The following is a 23,165-nucleotide window of genomic DNA, read 5'->3' on the forward strand; positions in this document are numbered from 1 at the left end:
CGGGGTTCGTCTGAGGTCAGCGGCGGGACGGGCCGCCCGCCGTCGCCGGGGCCTGCGTCATGCGTACCGCCCAGTCCAGGGCGTAGTCGGCGACCGCCTCCCAGCCCGGCTCACCCACGGTGAAGTGCGAGCGGCCGGGGAACTCGTGGTACGCGGTCACCGCCCGCGACTTCTGGTAGAGCCCGGCGTTCGCCTTCACCAGCGACGGCGGGGCCACGTGGTCCTCGCCACCGGCGATCAGCAGCAGCGGCGGCCGGTCGTCGCGGCCGGTGTCGACGGTCGCGGCGGAGTGCGGGTCGAGGTTGGCGAACGCCCCCTCGAACAGCACGTGCCCGGCGGCCGGGACGGCGTAGCGCCGCCAGGCCCGGTCGGAGTCGTCCGGCTGGAGGGTGTTGCCGAAGGCGTACCGGAACTCGTCCGGGCTGATCTGCACCCCCCGGTGCCGGTTGACCGGGCTGCGCAGCACCGGGTACGACGCCCGCAGCGTGCTGATCGGCAGCCGGAGCACTCCCTTGACCGGTGCGGACGCGACCGCCACGACGGCCGCACCGAGCCCCCGGTCGGCCAGCACCTGGGCGACCAGGCCGCCGAACGAGTGGCCGATCACGATCGGTGCGCCGGGCAGCTCGCGGATCACCGCCGCGTAGTGGTCGATGATCTGCCGCAGGGTGGTGCCGGCGATCGTCCCGGGGTCGGCGCGCAGCGCGGTCACCTCCCGGTCGAAGCCCGGCCAGGCGGGGGCGAGGACCCGCAACCCGCGTGCCGCGTACCGCTCGGCCCACCCCTCCCAACTGCGCGACGTCATCCACAGCCCGTGCACGAGCACCACCGTGTCGACCTGCCCGTTCGACGCGTTCCCCATGCGGTCCTCCCCGACCTCGCCCCGACCGCGGCGGCATACCCACCTTCCACCGCCCGATGCCCCACGCCGGGACCCACCTGTCCGCCCGGGATGAGGGGCGAACGGTGCCGGGCGCGGAACGCCGGATGGTGGGAGACCGACATTCCTGTCAGGCATGAAAATGCCCAGCAGGCATACGACTCCCGTGCGGAACGGACACCGGGTGCGACACCGCTGACATTTGTCACGGGTGGAAGGTGACGGGCGGGCCGGGAAGGAGCCGGCCGGCGGGCGCACGCTCGTTGGCATGACCAGTGAGTGTCCGGCCGTCGCACTGCGCGGCCTGCGGAAGAGCTTCGGGCCGGTGACCGCCGTCGACGGGCTCGACCTGACCATCCACCCGGGCGAGGTGGTGGCCTTTCTCGGCCCCAACGGCGCCGGCAAGACCACCACGATCGACATGCTGCTCGGCCTGGCCCGCCCCGACGCCGGGGAGGTCCGGCTGCTGGGCGGCACCCCCGCCGAGGCCGTCCGCTACGGCCGGGTCGCCGCCGTCATGCAGAGCGGCGGCCTGCTCAAGGATCTCACCGTCGCCGAGACGGTACGGATGACCGCGTCCTTCTTCGGCCGGACCCGGCCGGTCACCGAGGTGCTGACCCGGGCCGGGATCGCCGACCTGGCCGACCGGCTCGTCGGGAAGTGCTCCGGGGGCCAGCAGCAGCGGCTGCGGTTCGCGTTGGCCCTGCTCTCCGATCCGGACGTGATGGTCCTCGACGAGCCGACCACCGGTATGGACGTCGAGGGGCGACGCGACTTCTGGCAGGCGATCCGGGCCGACGCCCGGTCCGGCCGGACGATCATCTTCGCCACCCACTACCTCGACGAGGCCGACGCGTACGCCGACCGGATCGTGCTGGTCCGGCAGGGCCGGGTGGTCGCCGACGGCACCACCGCCGAGATCAAGAACCTGGCCGCCGGCCGGATCGTCCGGGCCACCCTGCCCGACGCCGACCAGTCCGGCCTGGCCGCGCTGCCCGGCGTGGAGGCCGTCGAGGTACGCGGCGACGCCGTGCTGATCCGTACCGGTGACTCGGACGCCGTCGCCCGGCACCTGCTCACCCGTACCGCCGCCCGGGACCTGGAGATCACCTCCCGCAACCTGGAGGACGCCTTCCTGGCCCTGACCGCCACCGATGCCACCCCGCCCGAAGCCAACCCCGCCGAAGCCGCCCCCACCGCGACCGTTGGAGCCTGAGATGACCACCTCCGCCCTGACCACCCCCACCGCGGACCGCCGGCCGCCCGCCCTCGGCGGCTTCTCCCCGGCGGTGCTGCTGATCGAGATGCGCCGGGTGCTGCGCAACCGGCGGACCCTGCTGTTCACCATGGTCATGCCGGCGGTGTTCTTCCTGCTGTTCGGGCTGCCGCAGCGGGACGAGACACTCCCCAACGGCCGGCAGGTGCTCGCCTGGATCATGGTCAGCCTCGCCGTCTACGGGGCGATGGTGGCCACCACCAGCGCGGGCGCGGCGGTCGCCACGGAACGGGCCCTGGGCTGGAGCCGTCAGCTCCGGCTCACCCCGCTGCACCCGGCCGCGTACGTCGCCACGAAGGTCGCCACCGCGATGGTGCTCGGGCTGGTCGCGGTGGTGATCGAGTTCGCGGTCGGAGCCGCCGCCGGGGTCCGGCTGCCGGTGTCCGTCTGGCTGCTGGCCGGGTCGGCGGCCTGGCTCGGCTCGCTGGTCTTCGCCGCGCTGGGGCTGCTCATCGGCTACCTCGGCCCGGCCGAGAACGTCATGCAGTTCATGGGGCCGGTGCTCGCCCTGCTCGCCATGTTCGGCGGCCTGTTCCTGCCGGTGGAGATGCTGCCCGACGTGATGCAGCGGATCGCCCAGTTCACCCCCGTGTGGGGGGTGGGTCAACTGGCCCGCGCGCCGCTGACCGGTGACCCGGTGAGCGTCGGGGTGCTCGTCAACGTGCTCGGCTGGACGGCGGGCTTCGCCCTCGGCGCGGCCCGGCTGTTCCGCCGCGACACCCAGCGGGTCTGAGCGGTGGCCCGGCACCGGCGGGCCCGGACACCGGCCGGCGGGGACTAGCGTGGACCCGATGGACCTCCCGTTCGACAGGCCGTCGCCGGTGACCCGCCGCTGGCGGATCACCGGCTGGCTGCTCGCCGGGGTCTGGCTGTTCTTCCTCAACATCCCGCTGTTCACCGCCGTACACCAGGAACAACCCTGGCGGCGGGCGGTGGGGGTGGGCACCCTGGTCGTGTTCGGCGTGCTCTACGTGCTGATCTTCCAGTGGGCGCGCGGCCTGCGTCAGGCGCACCGGCCGATCCCGGTCGGCCGGGCGCGGGCGTCCGTGGGGCTGCTGCTCGCGTTCGGCCTGGCCGGCATCCCCGGCACCGCGGGGGACTGGCTGACCACCCTGGTCTTCGTCGCGGCGGCGGCGGTGTTCCTGCTGCCCCCGGTGGACGCCCTGGTGGTGGTCGTGCTGTGCGCGCTGACCCCACCTGTCGCCGCCGCGCTGGTGCCCGGCTGGGAGGCGGAGAGCACCGTCGTCTTCGCGGTGCTGCTCGCCTCGTTCGCGATGTTCGGGGTGAGCCGGCTGGCGCAGCGCAACGGCGAGCTGCGGGCCGCCCAGGCCGAGATCCGCCGGCTCGCGGTCGCCGAGGAACGCGCCCGCACCGCCCGCGACCTGCACGACATCCTCGGGCACTCGCTGACCGTGGTGGCGGTCAAGGCGGAGCTGGCCGGGCGGCTGCTGGAGCTGGACCCGGTCCGCGCCGGCACCGAGATCGCCGACGTCGAGCGGCTGGCCCGGCAGGCGCTGGCCGACGTACGGCGTACCGTCGGGGCGTACCGGGAGATCAGCCTGACCGGCGAGCTGGCCGGCGCGCGGACGGCGCTGGCGGCGGCGGGCATCGTCGGTGACCTGCCGGACGACCTGCCGGCGCTGCCGGCGGCGCGGGAGGAACTGTTCGGCTGGGCGGTCCGGGAGGGAGTGACCAACGTGGTGCGGCACAGCGGCGCGCGGCGGTGCGTGATCCGGGTCCACCCGGACCGGGTGGAGATCGCCGACGACGGGCGCGGCCCGGCCGGCGACGGCGGGCCCGGCCCGCAGCCGGCCGGCGACGGCGGGCACGGGCTGCTCGGCCTGCGGGAACGCGTCCGACGGCTCGACGGCACCGTGACGGTCGGCCGGCGGCCGGACGGTACCGGGTTCCTGCTGCGGGTCACCGTGCCGGTGGAGCAGCGGTGAGCGACCCGATCCGGCTGCTGCTCGCCGACGACCAGGCGCTGGTCCGGGGCGCGCTCGCCGCGCTGCTGTCGCTGGAACCGGACCTCGACGTGGTGGCCGAGGTGGGTCGGGGCGACGAGGTGGTGGACGCGGCCCGCCGTACCGGCCCGGACGTGGCGCTGCTCGACGTGGAGATGCCGGGGCTGGACGGGATCGCCGCGACCGCCGCGCTGCGGGCCGCGCTGCCCGGCTGCCGGGTGCTGGTGGTCACCACCTTCGGCCGGCCCGGCTACCTGCGGCGGGCGATGGAGGCCGGGGCGGGTGGCTTCGTGGTCAAGGACACCCCGGCCCGGCAGCTCGCCGACGCGGTCCGCCGGGTGCACGCCGGGCTGCGGGTGGTCGACCCGGCGCTGGCGGCGGAGACCCTCGCGGCGGGGACGAGCCCGTTGACCGAGCGGGAGACGGCGGTGCTGCGGGCGGCCCGGGGCGGTGGCACGGTGGCCGACCTGGCGGCGGCGCTGCACCTGTCCGAGGGGACGGTCCGCAACCACCTGTCGGCGGCGATCGGCAAGACCGGCGCCCGCAACCGGGCCACCGCGGTCCGGCTCGCCGAACAGAACGGCTGGCTGCTCGGCGACTGACCGGTTCCGGTGTGGGGTGGGGCGGCCGGGCTCAGGACGTGGTCAGGGCGTCGACGACGACCAGTTCGGTGCCGGGGCGTACCTCGTCGAGGAGGGTCCGCTGGGCGCTGCGGGTCAACCGGATGCAGCCGTTGGTGACGTCCTCGCCGAGGGTGTCGTCGTCCTGCCAGGTGTGCAGGCCGATGTGTGCGCCCCGCAGCCCGGTGGGCACCGCCTCCGGGTCGTCGGGGACGGCGCCGAGGGCGAAGACGTCCACCCCGCCGTAGACCGGTTCGGGGGGCGGTGTGGTGCCGAGGATGAAGGTGCGGCCGAGGGGGGTCTCCTGGCCGGGCTGACCGAGGCTGACCGGCCAGGTGTGCACCGGCTGGCCGTGCCGGTACCAGGTGAGCTGGTGGGTGCGGCGCTGCACCACGATCTGGTCGCGCAGGACGACCGGACTCCAGCCCCCGTCGGGCAGCCAGGCCAGTCGACGGCTCGCCGAGGGCAGCAGGACCGCCGTCCAGCCGGTGCGCCGCTGCACCACCGGCATGGTCAGCTCCACCCCGCTGATGGTGGGGGCGAGCAGGGCGCGGGGGCGTCCGCCCGGTGCGTCGTACGCGGCGATGTTCCGGGTCGGGGTGACGCCCTCGGTCAACGGGGTGACGTCGAGCGGGTGCGGGTCGGCCGGGAAACCGGCGGGGGCCGGGTCGTAGTCGATCACGGGTAGGCCGGGCGGGGCCGGCGCGGCGGGCGGCACGGTCTCGTCCTCGTGCGGGACGGCCACGGTCGGTGGCGGGGCCGCCGCCCGCCGGGTCGGGGCGGGTGCGTCCGCGCGCAGCGCCACGCCGACGAGCAGGGCCAGCACCAGCAGGGCCGGTACGCCGACGACGGCGACGAGCGGCCCCCGGCCCCATCGTTCGATCATCCGGTCAAAAGCCACGAAACCACTCTAAGGGGCAGGTAGCTCCACCCGGCGCGAATCGTCCCGACGGGCCCCCGATCCCCGGCCGTCCACGCGACGGGACGCCGTACGCCGGGCCTTACACGCGTCCCGGACCGGGGTGGTTCGACGATCCGCCGAGAATTTTCGGCGGCGGCGGTGATCCGTACGCGCCGGAGGTCCGTACTGGAGGTGGGAGCAGGGTCGGCCGGTGGTGGCGCCGCCGTTAGACGATCGAGGAGCAGATGGCCCGGGCACAGCAGAACGAGAAGGCGGCGACCGTCCGGACCTCCACCAGCAGCCGTGGTGTCCGGACAGTGTCGAAGGGCACGATGGCGCTGATGGTGGCGTCCGCGCTGGGGTTGCTGTGGGCCGGGGTCGAGATGACCGGCAACGGCGCGGCGATGTACGCGTACGGCTTCTTCTTCACCGAGTTCTTCGCCGGGGTGGTCGCCCTGGTGTCGCTCAGCCTCACCGTGATGATGGGCCTGCTCGCCACCGACCGGCTGGTTCTCATGATCCGGCACCGGGTGCTCCTGCAGTCCGCGCACCGGGCCACCGGCATCCTCGGCGTCGTCGGCCTGGTCTTCCACGTCATCACCAAGATCGCCATCGGTCGGGCCGGACCCACCGACGCCGTGGTGCCGTTCATCGGTGGCAGCGGACTCTACGTCGGGCTCGGCACGGTGGCCGCCTTCCTCATGGTGAGCGTGCTGTGGACCGGCATCATCCGGGTCCGTTTCGCCGGGGTCGGACCCAAGTGGTTCTGGCGCAGCCTGCACTCCCTGGCGTACCTGTCCTGGCCGTTCGCCCTGTTCCACGGCCTCAACGCCGGCCGCGCCGCCAAGTCCTGGGTGGTGCTGAGCTACCTGGCCTGCGTCCTGCTGGTGGTGGTGGCGCTGATGGTGCGGCTGTCGGTCTACCTCGGCAAGCGCAGCCGCGAACAGCAGCAGGCCGCCGCGCTGAACAAGGCCATGACGGGCAAGGGCGTCGACGAGGGCAAGGGCCGGACGCTGCTCACCGGGCTCGGCCGCAAGAAGGAGGAGGAGAAGGAGACCCGGAGCAGTTGGGCCGAGGCCGCCCTCGCCCCGTCCTGGAACGCGCCGACCGGCAGCGCCCGGCGTCGGGACCCCGAGCGGTTCACCGTCCCGGTCGTCCCCGAACCGGGCACCCTGCGTGAGCCCGTCCGGGGTGGCCGGGGTCGTACCAGCCAGGAGACCGCGCCGGCCCCCCGCCGCGAGCGCGACCTGGAACCGGCCGCGCGCCGCCGGACCGCCGAACGGGACGACCGCGACGAGCGGCCCCGCCGCCGCGACGAGGACGTCGCCCCGGTGTCCGGCGGTCGCCGCTCCCGCTACGAGGAGGACGTGGCCCCGGTGTCGGGTGGTCGGCGTGCGCGCTACGAGGAGGACGTGGCCCCCGTCTCCGGTGGTCGTCGTTCCCGCTACGACGAGGACGTCGCGCCCGTCTCCGGCAGCCGCCGCCGCGACCGCGACGAGGACGTGGCCCCCGTCTCCGGTGGTCGGCGTACCCGCTACGAGGAGGACGTGGCGCCGGTGTCGGGTAATCGGCGTGCGCGCTACGAGGAGGACGTGGCTCCCGTCTCCGGTGGTCGCCGCTCCCGCTACGAGGAGGACAACGCCCCCGTCTCCACCGGTCGCCGGGCCCGGCGCGACGACGACGTGGCCGCCCGCTACTCGGCCCCGCCCCGGCGGCGCACCGAGGAGCCGGAGGAGCCGTGGGACAGCCCGCGCCGCTGGGAGGAGTCCAGCCGGCCCGTCTCGGCGGAGCCGATCTCCGCCGCCCCGCGCAGCGGTTCCGGGCGGCACAGCGTCGAGGCGGACGTCCCGGAGGAGCCGGACTACTGGCGTCCGCCGGCCCGCTACGTCGCCGACGACATCCCCGTCGACGACACCCCGACCCTGGTCGACCTGGCCTCCCGGCGGGCCCGCAAGGCCACCGGCGACAGCCGCAGCCGGCGCAAGGGCAAGGCCAACGCGGACGCCGTCGACGGGGCGTACTGGGCCGGGCTGCGCGGTGAGGCCAAGTGATGCGCACGAAGGTCCCACCGGTCGCCTGCATCGGCGAGCCCCGGCTCACCGCCGGCTTCGCCGAGTTCGGCCGGCTCGACCTGATGGCCCACGAGATGGAGCACGGGCCGATCGGCCCGATGGAACCGGCCAACCTGCTCCGGCTGGCCGAGGCCATCCAGCTCAAGGGCAAGGGCGGGGCGGGTTTCCCGTTCTACCGCAAGTTCAAGGCGGTGCTGGAGTCCTGCGAACGGCAGGACCTGCCCGCCGTGGTGGTGGTCAACGCCACCGAGGGGGAACCGGCGAGCTGGAAGGACAAGGTGCTGCTCACCCGGGCCCCGCACCTCATCCTCGACGGCGCCGCCCTGGCCGCGTACGCGCTGGACGCCGAGGAGATCGTGCTCTGCGTCGCCGACGACCTGATCGGCCGGGACTCGCTCACCGACGCCCTCGCCGAACGCCGGATGCCGGTGCCCACCAGCATCGTCACCGTGCCGCACCGGTTCATCTCGGGCGAGGGCGGTGCACTGGTCAACGGGATCAACGGACTGCCGCACATCCCGCCGGGCACCAAGAAACGGTCCAGCGACTCGGGCGTACGCAACCTGCCCACCCTGCTGTCCAACGCCGAGACGTACGCCCAGGTGGCGATCGCCGCCCGGCTCGGCCCGTACGAGTACGCCGCGCTCGGCACCGACGACGAGCCCGGCACCGTGCTGCTCACCGTCACCGGCCAGGCCAAGCGCGCCGCCGTGGTGGAGTGCGCCGCCGGCACCCCGCTGCGGGACATCCTCGACCTGTGCGAGGTGCCGGAGGGGCCGGGCATCCTGATGGGCGGCTACCACGGCCGCTGGATCACCTGGGAGGCGGCGCAGCGGGCCGAGATCACCCGCAAGAGCCTCACCAGCGTCGGCGGCACCCTCGGCGCCGGCATCATCATCCCGCTCGGCCGGGACACCTGCCCGCTGGGCGAGGCCGCCCAGGTGGTCCGCTACCTGGCCGGGGAGTCCGCCGGCCAGTGCGGGCCGTGCAAGCGCGGCCTGCCCGACCTGGCCCGCGCCGTCGACCTGGCGGTGTCCGGCAGCGCGCCGGTGGAGGTGGTCCGGGCCGCCGCCGGTGACGTGAAGGGCCGGGGCGCGTGCAGCCACCCCGACGGCACCTCCCGCTTCGCCCTCTCCGCAATGGAGGTGTTCGCCGACGACCTGCGGCAACACACCACCGGTGAGGGGTGCGGCAAGCGGGTCAAGGGCGTGATGGGGCTGCCCGGCGCGCCCGACGCCAACCCCCGCAAGCTCACCCTGGACTGGTCCCGCTGTGACGGGCACGGGCTGTGCGCCCACGTCGTACCGGACTTCATCCGGCTCGACGGCAACGGTTACCCCGCCTTCCCGTCCACCCCTGTGCCGACCTGGCTGAAGGAAGGTGCGATGAAGGCGGTCAAGGTCTGTCCCGAACTCGCGCTGCGGCTGGTCGAGGCCGAGTAGCACCACCGAGAGGAGCACCGGATGCGGTCGTCGTCGTCACCCAGCAACGGGCCGGAGGGTCGACCGGCCGCCCGGCTCGCCCTCGCCGCCACCCTCGCCGGCACCCTGCTGGCCGCCTCGGCCTGCGCCGTCGGGCCGACGTCGGCGCAGCCGGCCGCCGAGGTCGCCGTCCCGGTCGCAGCGCCGTCGTCCGCAGCGCCGTCGTCCGCCGCACCCACCCCGACCGGCGCACCCGCCGTGGTGCCCGACGCGCTGCGCTTCACCGCCAAGACCCTCGACGGTACGGCGTTCTCCGCCGCCGGGCTGGCCGGCCGCCCGGTGGTGCTGTGGTTCTGGGCACCGTGGTGCGCCACCTGCGCCAGCCAGGCGTGGACGGTCGCCGAGATCGCCCCGAAGTACCGGGACACCGTGCCGATCGTCGGGGTCGCCGGCCTCGGCGAGCAGAAGGCGATGCGCAGCTTCGTCACCGAGTTCGAACTCGGCGGCACCACCCAGATCGACGACCGGGCCGGCGCGCTGTGGCGGCGCTTCGAGATCGTCGAACAGAGTACCTTCCTGATCATCGACCGGCAGGGGAAGGTCGTCCACCAGGGCTTCCTCGACGGCGAGGACCTCACCCGCCGGGTCGCCGCCCTGGCCGGCTGATGACCGGCCCGCTGCTGCTCGCGCTGACCGCCGGGATGCTCGGCGCGGTCAACCCGTGCGGCTTCGCGATGCTGCCGGCGTACCTGTCGCTGCTGGTCGCCGGGCCGGCGGACGGTCGGGGCGCGGTCGGCCGGGCACTCACCGCTGCGGCCGGACTGACCTGCGGGTACGTCGTGGTGTTCGGGGCCTTCGGGCTGGCCGTCGCACCGTTTGCCGACTGGCTGCGCCCCCGGCTGCCCTGGCTGACCGTGACCCTCGGGCTGGGCCTGCTGGCGCTCGGGTTGTGGCTGCTCGCCGGTCGCCGGCTGCCCACCCCGCGCCCGTCGGTCCGCGCCCCCCGGCTGACCCGTTCACTGCCGTCCATGGCGCTGTTCGGCATGGCGTACGCGCTGGCGTCGCTGAGCTGCTCCATCGCCCCGTTCCTGGCGATCGTGGTGACCAGCCTCCAGGCAGGCTCGACCCTGCGCGGGCTGGCACTGTTCGTCGCGTACGCGATCGGGATGGGCCTGGTGGTGGCGGTGGCGGCGCTCGGCGTGGCGCTGCTGCGCGGCCGGGTGGTGCGTGGGCTGCGCGGCGTCGGCGCGTGGGTGCCCCGGCTCAGCGGCCTGGTGCTGCTCGTCGCCGGCGGCTACGTCGCCTGGTACGGCTGGTACGAGGTCCGCCTCGCCCAGGGCCGGCACGACGCCTTCGGTGATCCGGTGGTGGTCGGCGCGGCCCGGATCCAACGGGTGCTGGTGACGGCGCTGGACACGGCCGGGCCGGCGGTGCTCGCCGGGCTGCTGGTCGGGCTGCTCGCGGTGGCGGCGCTGCTGCACCGCGGCCGCACCCGGACCGGTGACACCGAACGGGTGTGAACGCGGCGGGCCGGTCGTCGCCAGGATGGTGGGTGCGGTGAGGGGCGGGAGCCCGCAGGCCCCGCCCCTCACCGGACGCCTCAGCGCAGCGGGGTGAGCCGGTCGGTGCCGAGCCGGTCGCGGAGCACCTCGGGCACCAGCACCGAACCGTCGGGCTGCTGGAACTGCTCCAGGATGGCCGGGAAGAGCCGGCTGGTGGCCAGCGCCGAACCGTTGAGCGTGTGCACGAAGCGGGTCTGCTTGCCGCCCGGCTCGCGGTAGCGGATGGCGGCCCGGCGGGCCTGGTAGTCACCGGCCCAGGAGACCGACGACACCTCCTTGTACTTGCCGGTGCTCGGCATCCACACCTCGATGTCGAGGGTCTTCTTCATCGAGGCGCTGGCGTCACCGGCGGACAGCAGGCTGCGCTGGTAGTGCAGGCCCAGCTTCTCGACCAGGCTCTCCGCGTGGGCGAGCATCTCCTCCAGCGCCGCGTCGGCCTGCTCGGGCAGGGTGAACTGGAAGATCTCCACCTTGTTGAACTGGTGCCCGCGTACGGTGCCGCGCTCGTCGGAGTGCGAACCGGCCGCCTCCCGCCGGTAGCAGGGGGTGTAGGCGAACGCCTTCAGCGGCAGCTTCGACGTCTCCAGGATCTCGTCCTGGTAGGCGCCGAGGATCGCCGTCTCCGAGGTGGGCAGCAGGAACTGCCCGCGCGGGGCGGACTCCCGGTCCAGGTGGTAGACGTCGTCGTAGAACTTGGGGAACTGGCCGGCGGCGAAACCGGCGGTGTCGAGCAGCAGGTGCGGCGGGAGCAGGAACTCGTAGCCGGCCCGCACGTGCTCGTCGATGAACCAGTTGATCAGGGCCCACTCCAGCCGGGCGCCCAGGCCGGTGTACATCCAGAAGCCCGAACCGCCGAGCTTGACGCCCCGCTCGTGGTCGACCAGGCCGAGTGCCCGGCTCAGCTCCACGTGGTCGCGGATCTTCTCGATGACCGGTGGCGCACCGAAGGTCTTCACCACCCGGTTGGCCTCCTTGCCGCCGGGCACCACGTCGTCGGCGGGCAGGTTGGGCAGCTCGCTCATCGTGCCGCGCAGCCGGGACTGCACCTCGTCGAGCTGGGACTCCAGCTCGGCGAGCTGCTTACGCTCGACCTCCGGCGCGACGGACTCCGGCGTGGTGCCGGCCCGCTTCGCCTGCGCGTACGCCCGGGCCTCGGCCTTGCGGCGCTGCCGCTCGGCGTCGATCTCCGTGATCAGGGCGCGGCGTTCCTGGTCGAGTCGCTGGATGTCGTCCAGGACCCGGTTGACCTCGGCGGGATCCAGTCGCTTCGCGAGCGCGGTCGCCACCGCCTCGCGATCCTTCCGGATCAACTCCATGTCGAGCATGCTGCTCCGTAGCTCCGTCCAGGCGGTCAGGGTGGGACCCTCCGATGCTACCGTCGCGCCCGCCGGCCCCCGGGCCCCGGTCTGAGCCTGCGAACGCGCCGCCGCACCCCGGGCCCGGCCCGGCCGAGTGCTGCCACCCCTGCCGTTACCCAAGGTGATGGGGCTGGTTCAACTCCTGTTCTCACTCTCGGTGACCGGTATCGGGGCCGTTTTTCCTGCCCTGAGCGAGGCGCCCTCGTGCTGGAGCTTATGAGCAGGGAAAACTCCTCAGGGAGCGGCGACCCCTGGATAACCTCCTTCGCACGCTTTGCTCTGCTGCTCTCGACGCGACAGTCACCTGCCGTGGTTGTCGCGGTCATGGCAGCAGAGCAAAGCGTCCGAAACACTAAGGGCGGGGAGCAGGAGAGGTCACCATGTGTGACCGCACGGCGGGCAGCGGTGCCCGGCGCGCCCGCACGGGAGGCAGCGCACCGGAGCGGTCAGAACAGGCGGCCACCGTCCCGAAAGGCCAGAGGTCAGAGCCGGATCGGCATCAGGATCGAGAAGGTGTCCTCATCGTCGGGACGGCGCACGGCCAGCGGGGCGATCGGGCCGTCGAGTTCCAGCACCAGTTGCGGGCCACCGGCGGCGTCCAGCGCGTCGAGCAGGAAGTCCCCGTTCACCCCGACCAGCAGGTCGGCCGGGTTCGGCCCGGCCAGTTCGGCGGCGTCGACCAGGCGCAGCCCGTCGCGGTCGTCCACCCCCAGCACCGTCACCGGCAGCGCCACCCCCTCGTGCTCCCGGGTCACCGTGGAGGCGGCCGACCGTAGCGCGCTGCGCAGGGTCGCCACGTCGACCGGAACCCGCCGGGCCGTGGCGTCCGCCGGCCGGCGCAGCAGCCGCCGGTAGTCGGTGAACTCGTACGGCAGCACCGCCGAGCGGGCCTCGACCCCGGCGACGGCGACCGTGACCTCCCCGTCGGCGACGGTCATCCGCACCTGTCCGCCGGTGTCCAGCAGCGCCCGGAACTCGTCGACGGCCGCTGCCGGCAGCAGCGCCCGCACCGGCGGGCCGTCCACCCGGCCGTCGGCCCGGGCCAGCGCCATCCGGTACCGGTCGGTCGCCACCAGCCGTACGCCGTCGGACTCCACGTCCAGCAGCACCCCACCGAGCACCGGCAGGTCGGGGTCGGTGCCGACGGCGAACCGGACGGCGTCGACGGCGGCGGCCAGGGCGGCGGGGGACAGGGTGATTCGGGTGGTCATCCAAGACTCCTCGGGATCGATCAGGGCACGGACCCGGGAGAGTTCGCGGCGGGCGTCGGCGAGACCGTCCTCCAACCGGCGCAGGTGCGCGTCGAGCAGCCGCCCGACCCGCACCGGATCGTCGCGCAGCCGCAACGCGGCGGTGATCCCGGCCAACGGCATGCCGACCCGGCGCAGGCCGGCCACCAGCCGGGCCGGCGTCACCTGCGCGGCGGTGTACCAGCGGTACCCGTTCACCGGGTCGACGAGCGTCGGGGTCAGCACCCCGCACCGGTCGTAGAACCGCAGCGCGCTGACCGTCAGGCCACTGGCCCGGGCCAGCTCGCCGATGCTCAGCAGCTCGCTCTCCACGCCCATGATGCTGTCGCCTCAACCAGGTCGAGGGTCAAGCCCGCACCGGCCACCGCCGGCTACGGGAGCACCCGGAACGTGATCCCCGCCCGCACCAGCCGGTCCAGCAGCGCGTCCCCCATCGCCGCCACCGGGGTGAGCTGCCCGGACGTGGCGGGCAGCTCGTCGTACGCCAGGCAGAGGGCCGACTCGGCGAGCATCTTGGCGGTCTCGTCGTAGCCGGGATCGCCGCCGGCCACCTCGGTGCGGACGGTCCGGCCGCCGCCCTCGCCGACGAACCGCAACCGGAACCACGACCGGGCCCGCTGCTGCGCGCTCGGCCCCTGCCCGGAGGCGACCCGGCCGAGCAGCCAGCGCCGGGTCGGCGGCAGCTTCACCAGCCCTACCAGTCCGGCCATCCCCACCCCGGCCAGCAGCACCGTCGGCAGCCGCTTGACGGCGGCGAAGTGCCGGTAACGGAAGTCCGGGCCGTACTCCGGGCGGGCGGCGGCGGAGCGGCGCACCACCTGCGGGTCGATGGTGGGCAGCGGCACCGCCCACATGCCGACCGCCGCCGACCGGCCCAGCTTCCCGGCCACCGCCCGGACCCGGCGTCCGTCCGGTCGGGGCTCGACCGCCCGCCGGGCCCGCGCCGCCCGCTGCGTCTGCGCGGTACGCGAGAACGCGGTGAGCGCCGAATGGTACGTCCCGGCGGAGAACCTCCCCCCGGCCCGGACGAACCCGTCGACGGTGACCGGCCCGTCCGCCGCCAACTGCCGGACGGTGTACCAGACGCCCAGGTCGTGCGGAACCGAGTCGAAACCGCACGCGTGCACCAGCCGGGCCCCGGTGCGCACCGCCTCGGCGTGGTGCCGCACGTACATCAGGTCCACGAACTCCGGCTCGCCGGTGATGTCGAGATAGTCGGTGCCGGCGGCGGCACACGCGGCGACCAGCGGTTCCCCGTGGTGCACGTACGGCCCGACGGTGGTGGCGAGCACCCGGGTGCCCGCCACCACCGGACGCAGCGACCCGGCATCGGTGACGTCGGCGGTCAACAGCGGCAGGGTGGCCAGGGCCGGGTCGATGGCGGCGAGCCGGTCCCGTACGGCCGACAGCTTCGCCGGGTTGCGGCCGGCCAGCGCCCAGCGCAGCCCCGCCGGGGCGTGCCGGGCCAGGTACTCGGCGGTCAGCCCGCCGGTGAAGCCGGTCGCGCCGAACAGGACGAGGTCGTACGGGCGGTCGGGGCGCATCCGCCGAGTGTGCCACCCGGGCCCGACCCGCACCGGCTGGGCGGGCCACCCGGCGGCTCAGCCGTGCGGGGTGAACACCGCCCGCACACAACCGTCGGCGCGGTCCCGGAACAGCGCGTACCCGGTCGGGCCCCCGTCCAGGTCGAACCGGTGCGTCGCCAGGTGCTCGGTACGCAGCTCGTCGCGGGCCATCCGGTCCAGCAGCATCGGAATCCACCGTTGGCCGTGCTGCCGGGCGCTGCGCAGGGTGAGCCCCTTGTGCATCACCGCGCCCAGCGGGAAGGCGTCCACGAAGCCGCCGAAGGTGCCCGAGACGAAGACGGTGCCGCCCTTACGGCAGGCGTGCACCGCCTCCCGCACCGCCAACGGGTCCTCGACCGGGCCGCCCCGGCCGGTGAACCGGTCTGCCAGCGACGGTGGACGGCCACCGCCGTCGGCCGCCCCGACCGCCTCCACGCACACGTCGGGGCCCCGGCCCCCGCTGCGTTCCCGCAGCTCGGCGGGGACGTCGGTGTGCTCGTAGTGCAGCGTCTCGGCACCGGTGTGCCGTTCGGCCATCCGCAGCCGCTCCGGATACCTGTCGATCACGATCACCCGGTCCGCGCCGAGCACCGTCGCCGCCTGCGCGGTGAGCTGACCCACCGCACCCGCCCCCCACACCGCCACCACGTCACCGGGGCGGACCGCACCCAGTTCGGCACCCATCCATCCGGCGGGAGCGGCGTCCGAGGCGAAGACCGCCCGGTCGTCGCTGACCGGGTCGGGCACGGTGAACGCCCCCACGTCGGCGTACGGCACCCGGACGTACTCGGCGTGGCTGCCGGCGAACCCGCCCGCCGTACGGGGATGGCCGTAGCAGCCGCCGGCGGGCTGCCCCCAGGTCGCCTCGGTGACCGCCGCGCCGATCGCGCCGTTGTCGCAGCAGGAGTACAACCCCTGCCGGCAGTACCAGCAGTTCCCGCAGGCCACGGCGGCGCAGACCACCACCCGGTCGCCGACGCGGTGCCGGCGCACCGCCGGGCCGACCTCGGCCACCTCGCCCAGGAACTCGTGTCCGAGCACGTCACCGGCGGCCAGGCCCGGCACCCGACCGGCGAGCAACGGCAGGTCGGTCCCGCAGGTGGCACTGCGCCGGACCCGCACGATCATGTCGTGGGCGTTGCGCAGCTCCGGGTCGGGCACCTGGCGTACCGCGAGCCGGTCGACGCCCTCCCAGCACAGCGCCCTCATCCGGGCACCACCGGCCGGTCGGGGGCGGGCCGCTCGACGGCCGGCCGGTCGGCGCGCAGCACCTCACCGGTCTCGACGAGCTGCCGCACCGCGCGCAACACCTGCCGCAGGTATCCGTCAGGGTCGTCGCCGACCAGGTGGGCGGCCATCCCGGGCAGGGCGGCGAGCCCACCGAGCGGCCGGACGGCCAGTTCGGTGCCGCGCCCGCCGGGGGCCGGCCGCAGTTCCAGTTCCACGGCACCGGCCAGCGGTCGCAGCGGCTCCGGCCACCGCCCGTCGGGCAGCAGCTCCGCCGCCGGGACGCCGACCGTCACCACCTGCCAACGTCCCGACCCGGCCGCCGTGGCGGCGAGGATGACCGTGCCCCGGGTCAGCCGTCCCATCCGTACCACCCGCCTCTCCTGCCGGGGATCTGCCCGGTGGCCCTCCGGTGCGCCCATCGTCGGCGCGTCCCGGGTGAACCGGGCTCGTCCCGAAGGGGTGAACCGGGCCGCGCCGGGTAACCGCCGCCGACCGGGGGAGGAACGCGCCGAGTGGGGGTGGGGTGCAATGCCGCAGCAGCCCGTACGGGCGGTCGACCCGACACCCCACCCCGGCGACGCCGCGACCACCCCGGCGTCCGTCGAGCCGCCGCTGCTGGCCTCCCGGCTCGCCCCGCCCGCCCCGCCTGAGCCGATGCTGCTGCGGCCCCGGCTGCTGGCCCGCCTCGACGACGGGGCCGCCGGCATCCTCACCGTGGTCCGCGCGCCCGCCGGCTGGGGCAAGACGACACTGCTCACCGCCGGGGCGCAGGCCGCGGCGTCGACCGGGCACCCGGTGGCCTGGGTGCAGGTCGAGGCCGGCGACAGCGGACAGCGACTGTGGGCGTACCTGACCCGGGCCCTGTGCGGTGCGCTCCGGGCCGAACCGGACGAGCCTCCGCCCGCCCCGGCCGGTCCGTGGCGGCCCGACGGGCTGGAGGCGCTGGCCGCCGCACTGGCCGCCCGGGAACGCCCCACCCGGCTGATCCTCGACGACCTGCACCGGGTGACCGATCCGGACGTCCTCACCGGGCTGGAGTTCCTGCTCCGGCACGCCGACGGGCGGCTGCGTCTCCTCGCCGCCGGCCGGACGGGCCTGCCGCCGGCCCTGCACCGGCTGCGGTTGGCCGGGGAGCCGACCGAGATCGGCCCCGACGACCTGGCCTTCACCACCGACGAGGTGGCCGACCTGCTGGTGGCGCACGGGGTGCCGTTGCCGGCGGCGGCGGTCGCCCGGCTCCGGGAACGCACCGGCGGCTGGCCGGCGGGCCTGCGCTTCGCCGCGCTGGCCGCCCGGGGCCAGGCCGACCCGCAACGCTGGGTACGACGGTTCGGCGGCGACCACCCGGACGTCGCCGCCTACCTGCGCGCCGAGGTGCTCACCCCGTTGCCGGTGCCGGCCCGGGAGACGCTGCTCCGTTGCGCCGTCGGCGGGGCGGTCCGCGCCGACCTGGCCGACGCGTTGACCGGACGCCCCGACGCCGGTCAGCTCCTGGCCGGACTGGCCCGCGACGGTGGTTTCCTGCACCGCGACGACAGCGACCCACCCTGGTACCGGCCGCACCCCATGCTGGCCGACCTGCTGCGTGAGGAACTCGCCGGCCTCGACGGGCGGGAACGCGACGAACTGCACCGGCGGGCCGCCGACTGGCACGCCGACCACGACCGGCCGGCCGACGCGCTGCACCACGCCCTGACCGCCGGGCAGTGGGACCGCGCCACCGAACTGCTGCTGGCCCACTGGCCGGAGCTGGCCCCGTACGAGCGGGAGCCACCGCACCTGCCGCCGCCCCCGCCGCCGCCCGCCGGGGCGGTGCGCCGCGACCCGGAGCTGGCGCTGGCCGCCGGCACCGAGCGGGCGTACGCCGGGGACGTGGCGGCGGCTACCGCCCGGCTGCGGGACGCGGTGCAGGCCGCCTACACGCTGCCGGTGCCGCGCCGGGACCGGTTCCGGCGGCTCGCCGTGGCGCTGGAACTCACCCTGGCCCGGCTGTCCGGCGACCCTGCGTCGGTACGCGCTGCCGCCGCCCGCCTGCTCGCCACCGCTTCGGCGCTACCTGCGGGTTCGGCTTCCGTCGCCCACGTTTCTGCTGGCCCGCCGGCCGGCGCCGCTGCGTGCGACCCGCCGGTCGGTGCTGACCTCTCAGCCGGCGATGGTGCGGTGACCGGTGATGCCCCCGCCACCGGCGGTGATCCCCGGACCGGAAGGGATGACGCCGATGTCCGGGCGGTGGCCGGCACCGCGCTCGGCCTGACCGACCTGGCCGAGGGGGAACTGGGACGGGCCGGAGCGTGGTTCCGGGCTGCGCTGGCGGCGGCCCGGCGGGCCGGCCGCCCCCGGACCGAGCTGGTCGGCGCGAGCCGGGCGGCACTGCTGCTCGCCCTCGCCGGTGAGCTGACGCCGGCCGAGGAGACCGCGCGGGCGGCCCTGGCCATGCCCTGCTGCCAGGGCTGGTCGGGTCGGGTCGACTGCGGTCACGCACACCTGGCGCTGGCGCTGGTGGCGGTGTACCGGGACCAGCCCGCCGAGGCGACCGCCGAGCTGGCGGCGGCCGGCGCGGTCACCGGGACGGCCCCGGCCGGGGCGGTGGCGGCGCTGTGCCGGGCCGCCCTGCTCCGCGACGCGGGCGAGCCGGCGGCGGCGACGACGGCTGTGCTGAGCGCCCGCGACGAGCTGACCGCCGGCAGATCGACGTCCCCCGGCGGCCCGGCACTGCCCGGCGGTGCGGGGGCGGCCGAAGCCTCTGGAGTCTTCGGCGATGCGGTGGTGGCCGGCAGTGCTGCGGGGTTCGGCGGTGCGGTGGGGTTCGGCGGTGCCGGGGAGTTGGCCGACCGGTTGCTGGCGCTGGAGGCGGACCTGCGCGGCGAACAGGGTGACGTGGACACGGCCCGGCGGTTGCTCGGTGAGCGGGCCCTCGGGCCGGACCCGGTGCTGGCGTTGGCGCTGGCCCGGGTCGAGTTGCGGGCCGGTGACCTACGGGCCGCCCGGCACGCCCTGCCCGACTGGGACGCCCCGGGCGCTGCCGACTGGCCGTTGCCGGTACGGCTCGCCGCCGGGGTCCTGGACGCGTTGCTGAACCGACGGGCCGGTGACGAACGCCGGGCCGGGCGGCTGCTGGAGCGGGTGCTGGATCTGGCCGGGCGGCACGGCCACCGACGGGTCTTCACCCGGGCCGAGCCGGAGGTCCGGGAACTGCTCGCGGCCCACCTGGATTCCGGTACGGCGTACTGGCCGCAGGTCAGCGACCTGGTGCGGGACGCCACGCCGCCGCCCGGCCAGGGGGCGTACGGCACCCGGGGCGGACCGGCCGACTCCCGGCAGGGCGACCCGGAGCGCCCCCTGGACGAGCCGCTCACCGAGCGGGAGCTGACCATCCTGCGGTACCTGCAGAGCATCCTGTCCAACGTGGAGATCGCCAGCGAACTGTCCCTGTCGGTCAACACCGTCAAGACCCACGTCCGCAACATCTACCGCAAGCTCGACGCCACCCGCCGCCGCGAAGCCGTCCGCCGAGCCCGCGACCTCCACCTCCTCTGACCCCACCCCACCCACCCCAGCCCGCCCCGCCCGTCTACCCAGCCCCGCCCCGCCCGTCTGCCCCGCCCCGCCCGGGTCGGCTGGGGTCAGGCGGTGGCGGCGTCCACTGTGGCGAGGAGGGTGGGGAGGTCGAGTGGGCCGTCGTGGCGGTCGTCGCCGACGAAGAGCGTGGGTGTGCCGTTGACGCCGCTGCGGATGCCGCCGGTGAAGTCGTGTCGTACCCGGTCGGCGTGCACGTGCCGGTCGACCTCGGCGTCGACCTCGTCCGGCGGGAGCCCCACCTGTGCCATGCCGAGCGACAGGTGCACCGGGTCCAGTTGGTCCTGGTGTTCGTAGAGCCAGTCGTGCATCTCCCAGAACCGGTCCCGTTGGGCGGCCGCCTCGGCCACCTCGGCGGCCCGCTCGGCGTACGGGTGCAGGTTGGTGATCGGGAAGTGCCGGTAGACCAGCCGGACGGTGTCCCGCCGCTGCCGCAGCACCTCGGCCAGGTTCGGGTACGCCGCCCCGCAGTACGGGCACTGGAAGTCGCCGTACTGCACGAGGGTGACCGGGGCGTCGAGCGGCCCACGGACATGGTCGGTATCGGTCACCGGCACCCGGAGTCGGGCGGTGACCTGCAACGGGGTGCTCATCGGGTCACCACCTGCCGTCCGGTGCCGAGCTGCTCCAACGCGTCGAGGACGCCGTCGGCGCCGGGGTTGACCTCGGCGGGGGACAGGTAGCTCCAGGCCACCGTCGCGGCCGGGTCGAGCACCACCAGGGCCCGGCCGGCCTGCCCCTGCGGCGTGTACGCCCCGTAGCCCCGGGCCACCTCGCCCTTGGGTTCGAAGTCGGACAGCAGCGGGAACCGGACGCCCTTTGCCTCGGCGAACGCCCGGTGCGACCAGAGGCTGTCCACCGAGATGCCCAGCACCACCGCGTCGTACCGCTCGAACTCCGGCATCGCGGCCTGGTAGAGCGCCATCTGGTCACCGCAGACCGGGGACCAGTCGGCGGGGTAGAAGGCGAGCACCACCGGCCGCCCCCGGAACTGCGCGGGTCCGGTCCGTCGCCCGTCCGGGGTGGCCGGCAGGGTGAATTCGGGGGCCGGTGTCCCGGGTCGGATCAGCCCGTCGGATCCAGTCATGTCGCCCACCGTCCCCCCGGGTCGGGTGAGGGCGGCTCACCCGACCCGGGTGGTCCTGCCCCGTCCGCGTCGTCAGATCGGATTCGGGCCGTCGGAGGGGCGCCGGTGGCGAAATTCGGGCGGTCGCGGTGTCGACAACCGGTTCGGACTCGGGCAGTCTGACGGACGGCGAAGGACGGGGTGGAGAGATGGACGTCGATCAGATGCGGGTCTTCGGTCGCCGGCTGGCGGGCGTGTCGTGGCGGGTGGCCCGGCACGAGTGGACCCTGGCGGCGCTCGCCGCGCTGCTGCTGGCCGTGGTGCTGACCTGGCCGACCCTGCGCGATCCGGCGAGCACCATCCCGCAGGACACCGGCGACCCGACGTTGCAGGCATGGCAGGTGGCCTGGGGCGGGCACGCCCTGCTCACCAACCCGTTGCAGGTCTGGCACTCCAACACGTTCTATCCCGAGCCGTACACCTACGCCTACTCCGACACCCTGCTCGGGTACGCCCCGTTCGGCATGATCGGGGACGGTCCGGTGGCCGCCGTGATCCGCTACAACCTGCTCTACATGCTGACCCACGCCCTCGCCCTGTTCGGGGCGTACGCGCTGGCCCGGCAGGTGGGGGCCGGCCGGGCCGGTGCGGCGGTGGCCGGGGTGGCCTTCGCCTACGCCCCGTGGAAGCTCGCCCAGGCCGGGCACCTGCACGTGATCAGCATCGGCGGGATCGCCCTCGCGCTGGCCATGCTGGCCCGGGGGCACGGCTGGTCGCTGCGGCACGGCCACCGCCCCGACCGGGTCCGTCCCGGCTGGGTGGTCGCCGGGTGGGCGGTCGCCGCCTGGCAGGTCACCCTCGGCTTCGGCATCGGCCTGCCCTTCGCGTATGTGCTGGGGCTGCTCTGCCTCGGCGCGGTGGTCACGTACGGCGTGGTGTGGCTGCGGCGGCGGACCCGGCCGGTGGTGCCTCGCCGCCTGCTCCTGGCCGACCTGGCCGGCGGGATCGGGTTCGCCGGGGTGACCCTGGCGATGGCGGCGCCGTACTTCGAGGTGGTGGCCCGCAACCCGTCCGGCCGGCGGACGGTGGCCCAGATCGAGATGTTCTCCCCGCCGTGGCGGGGGTTCGTCACCGCGCCCCCGGAGTCCTGGCTGTGGGGGGAGCGGCACGAGGCCGCCCGCGCCACGCTCGGTTTCCCGGGCGAGATGACCCTGCTGCCCGGGGTGGTGCTGCTGTCGCTGGCGGTGGCGGGGCTGTTCTTCTCCGCGTGGCGGCTGCGGCACCGGCTGATGCTGGCCGGCGCGGCGCTGGTCAGCGTGGCGCTGGCGGCGGGCACCACGTTCGGTGGCGACGGCAACCCCGGGTACGTGACGCTCGTCGAGCACGCGCCGGGCTGGGACGGGGTGCGCACCCCGGGCCGGCTGGTGCTGTGGACGACCCTGCTGCTCGGCCTGCTCGCCGCCGGGGCGTTGACGGTGCGCGAGCCGGCGCGGCAGACCACCCCCGGCGCGGAGCCGCCCCCGGGACCGGACGCGGAGCGCGAAGCGGTGCCGGCCGGGGATCAGTCGCCGGGACCGGACGTGGAACCCGGGGCAGTGTCGGTAGGGGAGCAGCGGCCCGTGCCGGCCGGGGATCCGTCGCCGGGACCGGACGCGGAACCCGGGACGGAGCCGGCCGCGCCGGCGCTCCGACCGGCGGGGGTACCCGTGCTGGTGGAGGCGTCCGCACCGGCGCAGGTGGGAGCGGGACCACGGCCGGCGCTGCGGTCGGCGGCGTGGTCCGGGTCGGCGGCCGAGCAGGCGGCCCCCCGGCAACCCGCCCCGAAGCGCGGTGGCGGGCAGTGGCGGCTGGCCCGGTTGGCGCTGCTGGTGCCGCTACTGCTGGTGCTGGTGGAGGGGGTCAACCGCACCCCGCACGTGCCCGCGCCGGAGCAGCCGGCCGTACTGCGCGGGCTGACCGGCCCGGCGCTGGTGCTGCCCAGCGACGGCATCCGGGAACTGCACGTGATGCTCTGGTCCACCGACGGGTTCCCCAAGGTGGTCAACGGGCTCGCCTCGTTCACCCCGCAGTCCCAGGAGCGGATCAGGGCGGCGAGCATGACCTTCCCGGACGCCACCTCGGTGGCGTACCTGCGGCAGGTCGGGGTGCGCACGGTGGTGCTGCTGCCCGGCTGGGCGGCCGGCACGCCGTGGGCGGACGTGGCCGCCCGACCGGTGGACGGGTTGGGCATCAGTCGCGAAATGGTCGGCGAGGACGTCATCTACCGGCTCTGATGGCCGAGTTAGTTGGGAGCGCTTCCTAATTCGGCGGCGTACCGGTTACTGTTGGGTTCTTCTTCGGCAGCGGGAGCCAAGCGTGCCGGCGGGGAGCCAGGGCAGCTCTTCGCACCCGTCGACGTCCCCACGGGGCGTCGCACCCTGACCC

Annotated in this window: 19 protein-coding genes; 10 read left to right on the forward strand and 9 right to left on the reverse strand. The window is 75.0% G+C overall.

Annotation, left to right across the window (positions count from 1 at the left end; genetic code table 11):
• Nucleotides 1-16 precede the first annotated feature (16 nt).
• Nucleotides 17-862 (reverse strand): alpha/beta hydrolase, encoded by an 846-nt coding sequence (locus ACN265_RS06100; protein WP_421406324.1) that lies wholly within the window; start codon nucleotides 860-862, stop codon nucleotides 17-19.
• A 286-nt stretch (nucleotides 863-1,148) separates the two neighbouring features.
• On the opposite strand from ACN265_RS06100, the gene ACN265_RS06105 reads away from it, so the two are divergent.
• Genes ACN265_RS06105 through ACN265_RS06120 form a run of 4 tightly spaced genes read left to right on the forward strand, consistent with a single transcriptional unit; the run spans nucleotide 1,149 to nucleotide 4,722 of the window.
• Nucleotides 1,149-2,096, forward strand: a complete 948-nt coding sequence (locus tag ACN265_RS06105) for an ABC transporter ATP-binding protein (protein ID WP_357933400.1) — start codon at nucleotides 1,149-1,151, stop codon at nucleotides 2,094-2,096.
• 1 nt (nucleotide 2,097) lies between these two features.
• Nucleotides 2,098-2,889, forward strand: coding sequence for an ABC transporter permease (locus ACN265_RS06110; RefSeq protein WP_377682019.1), 792 nt, complete (start codon nucleotides 2,098-2,100; stop codon nucleotides 2,887-2,889).
• A 58-nt stretch (nucleotides 2,890-2,947) separates the two neighbouring features.
• Nucleotides 2,948-4,102 carry a sensor histidine kinase gene (locus ACN265_RS06115; protein WP_421406325.1) on the forward strand — a complete coding sequence of 385 codons (1,155 nt, stop codon included), beginning with the start codon at nucleotides 2,948-2,950 and terminating at the stop codon, nucleotides 4,100-4,102.
• Nucleotides 4,099-4,722 carry a response regulator transcription factor gene (locus tag ACN265_RS06120; protein ID WP_088647048.1) on the forward strand — a complete coding sequence of 208 codons (624 nt, stop codon included), beginning with the start codon at nucleotides 4,099-4,101 and terminating at the stop codon, nucleotides 4,720-4,722. The genes ACN265_RS06115 and ACN265_RS06120 overlap by 4 nt, the downstream gene beginning before the upstream one ends.
• Before the next feature lie 31 nt (nucleotides 4,723-4,753).
• On the opposite strand, the gene ACN265_RS06125 is transcribed toward ACN265_RS06120, so the two are convergent.
• The gene (locus ACN265_RS06125; RefSeq protein WP_420116809.1) at nucleotides 4,754-5,641 is read right to left on the reverse strand and encodes a L,D-transpeptidase; all 888 of its coding nucleotides are present in this window, start codon (nucleotides 5,639-5,641) and stop codon (nucleotides 4,754-4,756) included.
• Between the two features lie 245 nt (nucleotides 5,642-5,886).
• Between ACN265_RS06125 and ACN265_RS06130 the strand changes: the two genes are divergently transcribed.
• Genes ACN265_RS06130 through ACN265_RS06145 form a run of 4 tightly spaced genes read left to right on the forward strand, consistent with a single transcriptional unit; the run spans nucleotide 5,887 to nucleotide 10,654 of the window.
• Nucleotides 5,887-7,692 carry a hypothetical protein gene (locus ACN265_RS06130; RefSeq protein ID WP_421406327.1) on the forward strand — a complete coding sequence of 602 codons (1,806 nt, stop codon included), beginning with the start codon at nucleotides 5,887-5,889 and terminating at the stop codon, nucleotides 7,690-7,692.
• A complete protein-coding gene (locus tag ACN265_RS06135; protein WP_088647185.1) occupies nucleotides 7,689-9,155 on the forward strand; it encodes an NADH-quinone oxidoreductase subunit NuoF family protein in 1,467 nt (488 codons plus the stop codon). The genes ACN265_RS06130 and ACN265_RS06135 overlap by 4 nt, the downstream gene beginning before the upstream one ends.
• A gap of 21 nt (nucleotides 9,156-9,176) precedes the next feature.
• The gene (locus tag ACN265_RS06140; protein WP_421406329.1) at nucleotides 9,177-9,800 is read left to right on the forward strand and encodes a TlpA family protein disulfide reductase; all 624 of its coding nucleotides are present in this window, start codon (nucleotides 9,177-9,179) and stop codon (nucleotides 9,798-9,800) included.
• A complete protein-coding gene (locus ACN265_RS06145) occupies nucleotides 9,800-10,654 on the forward strand; it encodes a cytochrome c biogenesis CcdA family protein (protein ID WP_421406331.1) in 855 nt (284 codons plus the stop codon). The genes ACN265_RS06140 and ACN265_RS06145 overlap by 1 nt, the downstream gene beginning before the upstream one ends.
• Before the next feature lie 80 nt (nucleotides 10,655-10,734).
• On the opposite strand, the gene serS is transcribed toward ACN265_RS06145, so the two are convergent.
• From serS to ACN265_RS06170, 5 genes are all read right to left on the reverse strand, one after another.
• Nucleotides 10,735-12,021, reverse strand: coding sequence for a serine--tRNA ligase (gene serS / locus ACN265_RS06150; protein ID WP_302745538.1), 1,287 nt, complete (start codon nucleotides 12,019-12,021; stop codon nucleotides 10,735-10,737).
• Nucleotides 12,022-12,536: 515 nt separating this feature from the next.
• Nucleotides 12,537-13,622, reverse strand: coding sequence for a MerR family transcriptional regulator (locus ACN265_RS06155; RefSeq protein ID WP_421406332.1), 1,086 nt, complete (start codon nucleotides 13,620-13,622; stop codon nucleotides 12,537-12,539).
• Nucleotides 13,623-13,675: 53 nt separating this feature from the next.
• Nucleotides 13,676-14,848, reverse strand: coding sequence for a saccharopine dehydrogenase family protein (locus tag ACN265_RS06160; RefSeq protein WP_421406334.1), 1,173 nt, complete (start codon nucleotides 14,846-14,848; stop codon nucleotides 13,676-13,678).
• 57 nt (nucleotides 14,849-14,905) lie between these two features.
• Nucleotides 14,906-16,078, reverse strand: coding sequence for an alcohol dehydrogenase catalytic domain-containing protein (locus ACN265_RS06165; RefSeq protein ID WP_421406336.1), 1,173 nt, complete (start codon nucleotides 16,076-16,078; stop codon nucleotides 14,906-14,908).
• On the reverse strand, nucleotides 16,075-16,461 hold the full coding sequence (locus ACN265_RS06170) for a hypothetical protein (protein ID WP_420115619.1): 387 nt from the start codon (nucleotides 16,459-16,461) through the stop codon (nucleotides 16,075-16,077). Before ACN265_RS06170 ends, ACN265_RS06165 begins: the two co-directional genes overlap by 4 nt.
• A 166-nt stretch (nucleotides 16,462-16,627) precedes the next feature.
• Between ACN265_RS06170 and ACN265_RS06175 the strand changes: the two genes are divergently transcribed.
• Nucleotides 16,628-19,636: a LuxR C-terminal-related transcriptional regulator gene (locus tag ACN265_RS06175; RefSeq protein ID WP_421406339.1), complete on the forward strand. Its 3,009-nt coding sequence runs from the start codon at nucleotides 16,628-16,630 to the stop codon at nucleotides 19,634-19,636.
• 86 nt (nucleotides 19,637-19,722) lie between these two features.
• On the opposite strand, the gene ACN265_RS06180 is transcribed toward ACN265_RS06175, so the two are convergent.
• Nucleotides 19,723-20,268, reverse strand: coding sequence for a DsbA family protein (locus ACN265_RS06180; protein ID WP_421406340.1), 546 nt, complete (start codon nucleotides 20,266-20,268; stop codon nucleotides 19,723-19,725).
• A complete protein-coding gene (locus ACN265_RS06185) occupies nucleotides 20,265-20,762 on the reverse strand; it encodes a redoxin domain-containing protein (RefSeq protein WP_421406341.1) in 498 nt (165 codons plus the stop codon). The genes ACN265_RS06180 and ACN265_RS06185 overlap by 4 nt, the downstream gene beginning before the upstream one ends.
• Nucleotides 20,763-20,950: 188 nt before the next feature.
• Here ACN265_RS06185 and ACN265_RS06190 point away from each other — a divergent pair, with 188 nt between their 5' ends.
• Nucleotides 20,951-23,014, forward strand: a complete 2,064-nt coding sequence (locus tag ACN265_RS06190; protein WP_421406343.1) for a hypothetical protein — start codon at nucleotides 20,951-20,953, stop codon at nucleotides 23,012-23,014.
• Nucleotides 23,015-23,165 lie beyond the last annotated feature (151 nt).

Source organism: Micromonospora sp. WMMD730 (assembly GCF_049178955.1).
GTDB classification, from domain to species: domain Bacteria; phylum Actinomycetota; class Actinomycetes; order Mycobacteriales; family Micromonosporaceae; genus Micromonospora; species Micromonospora wenchangensis.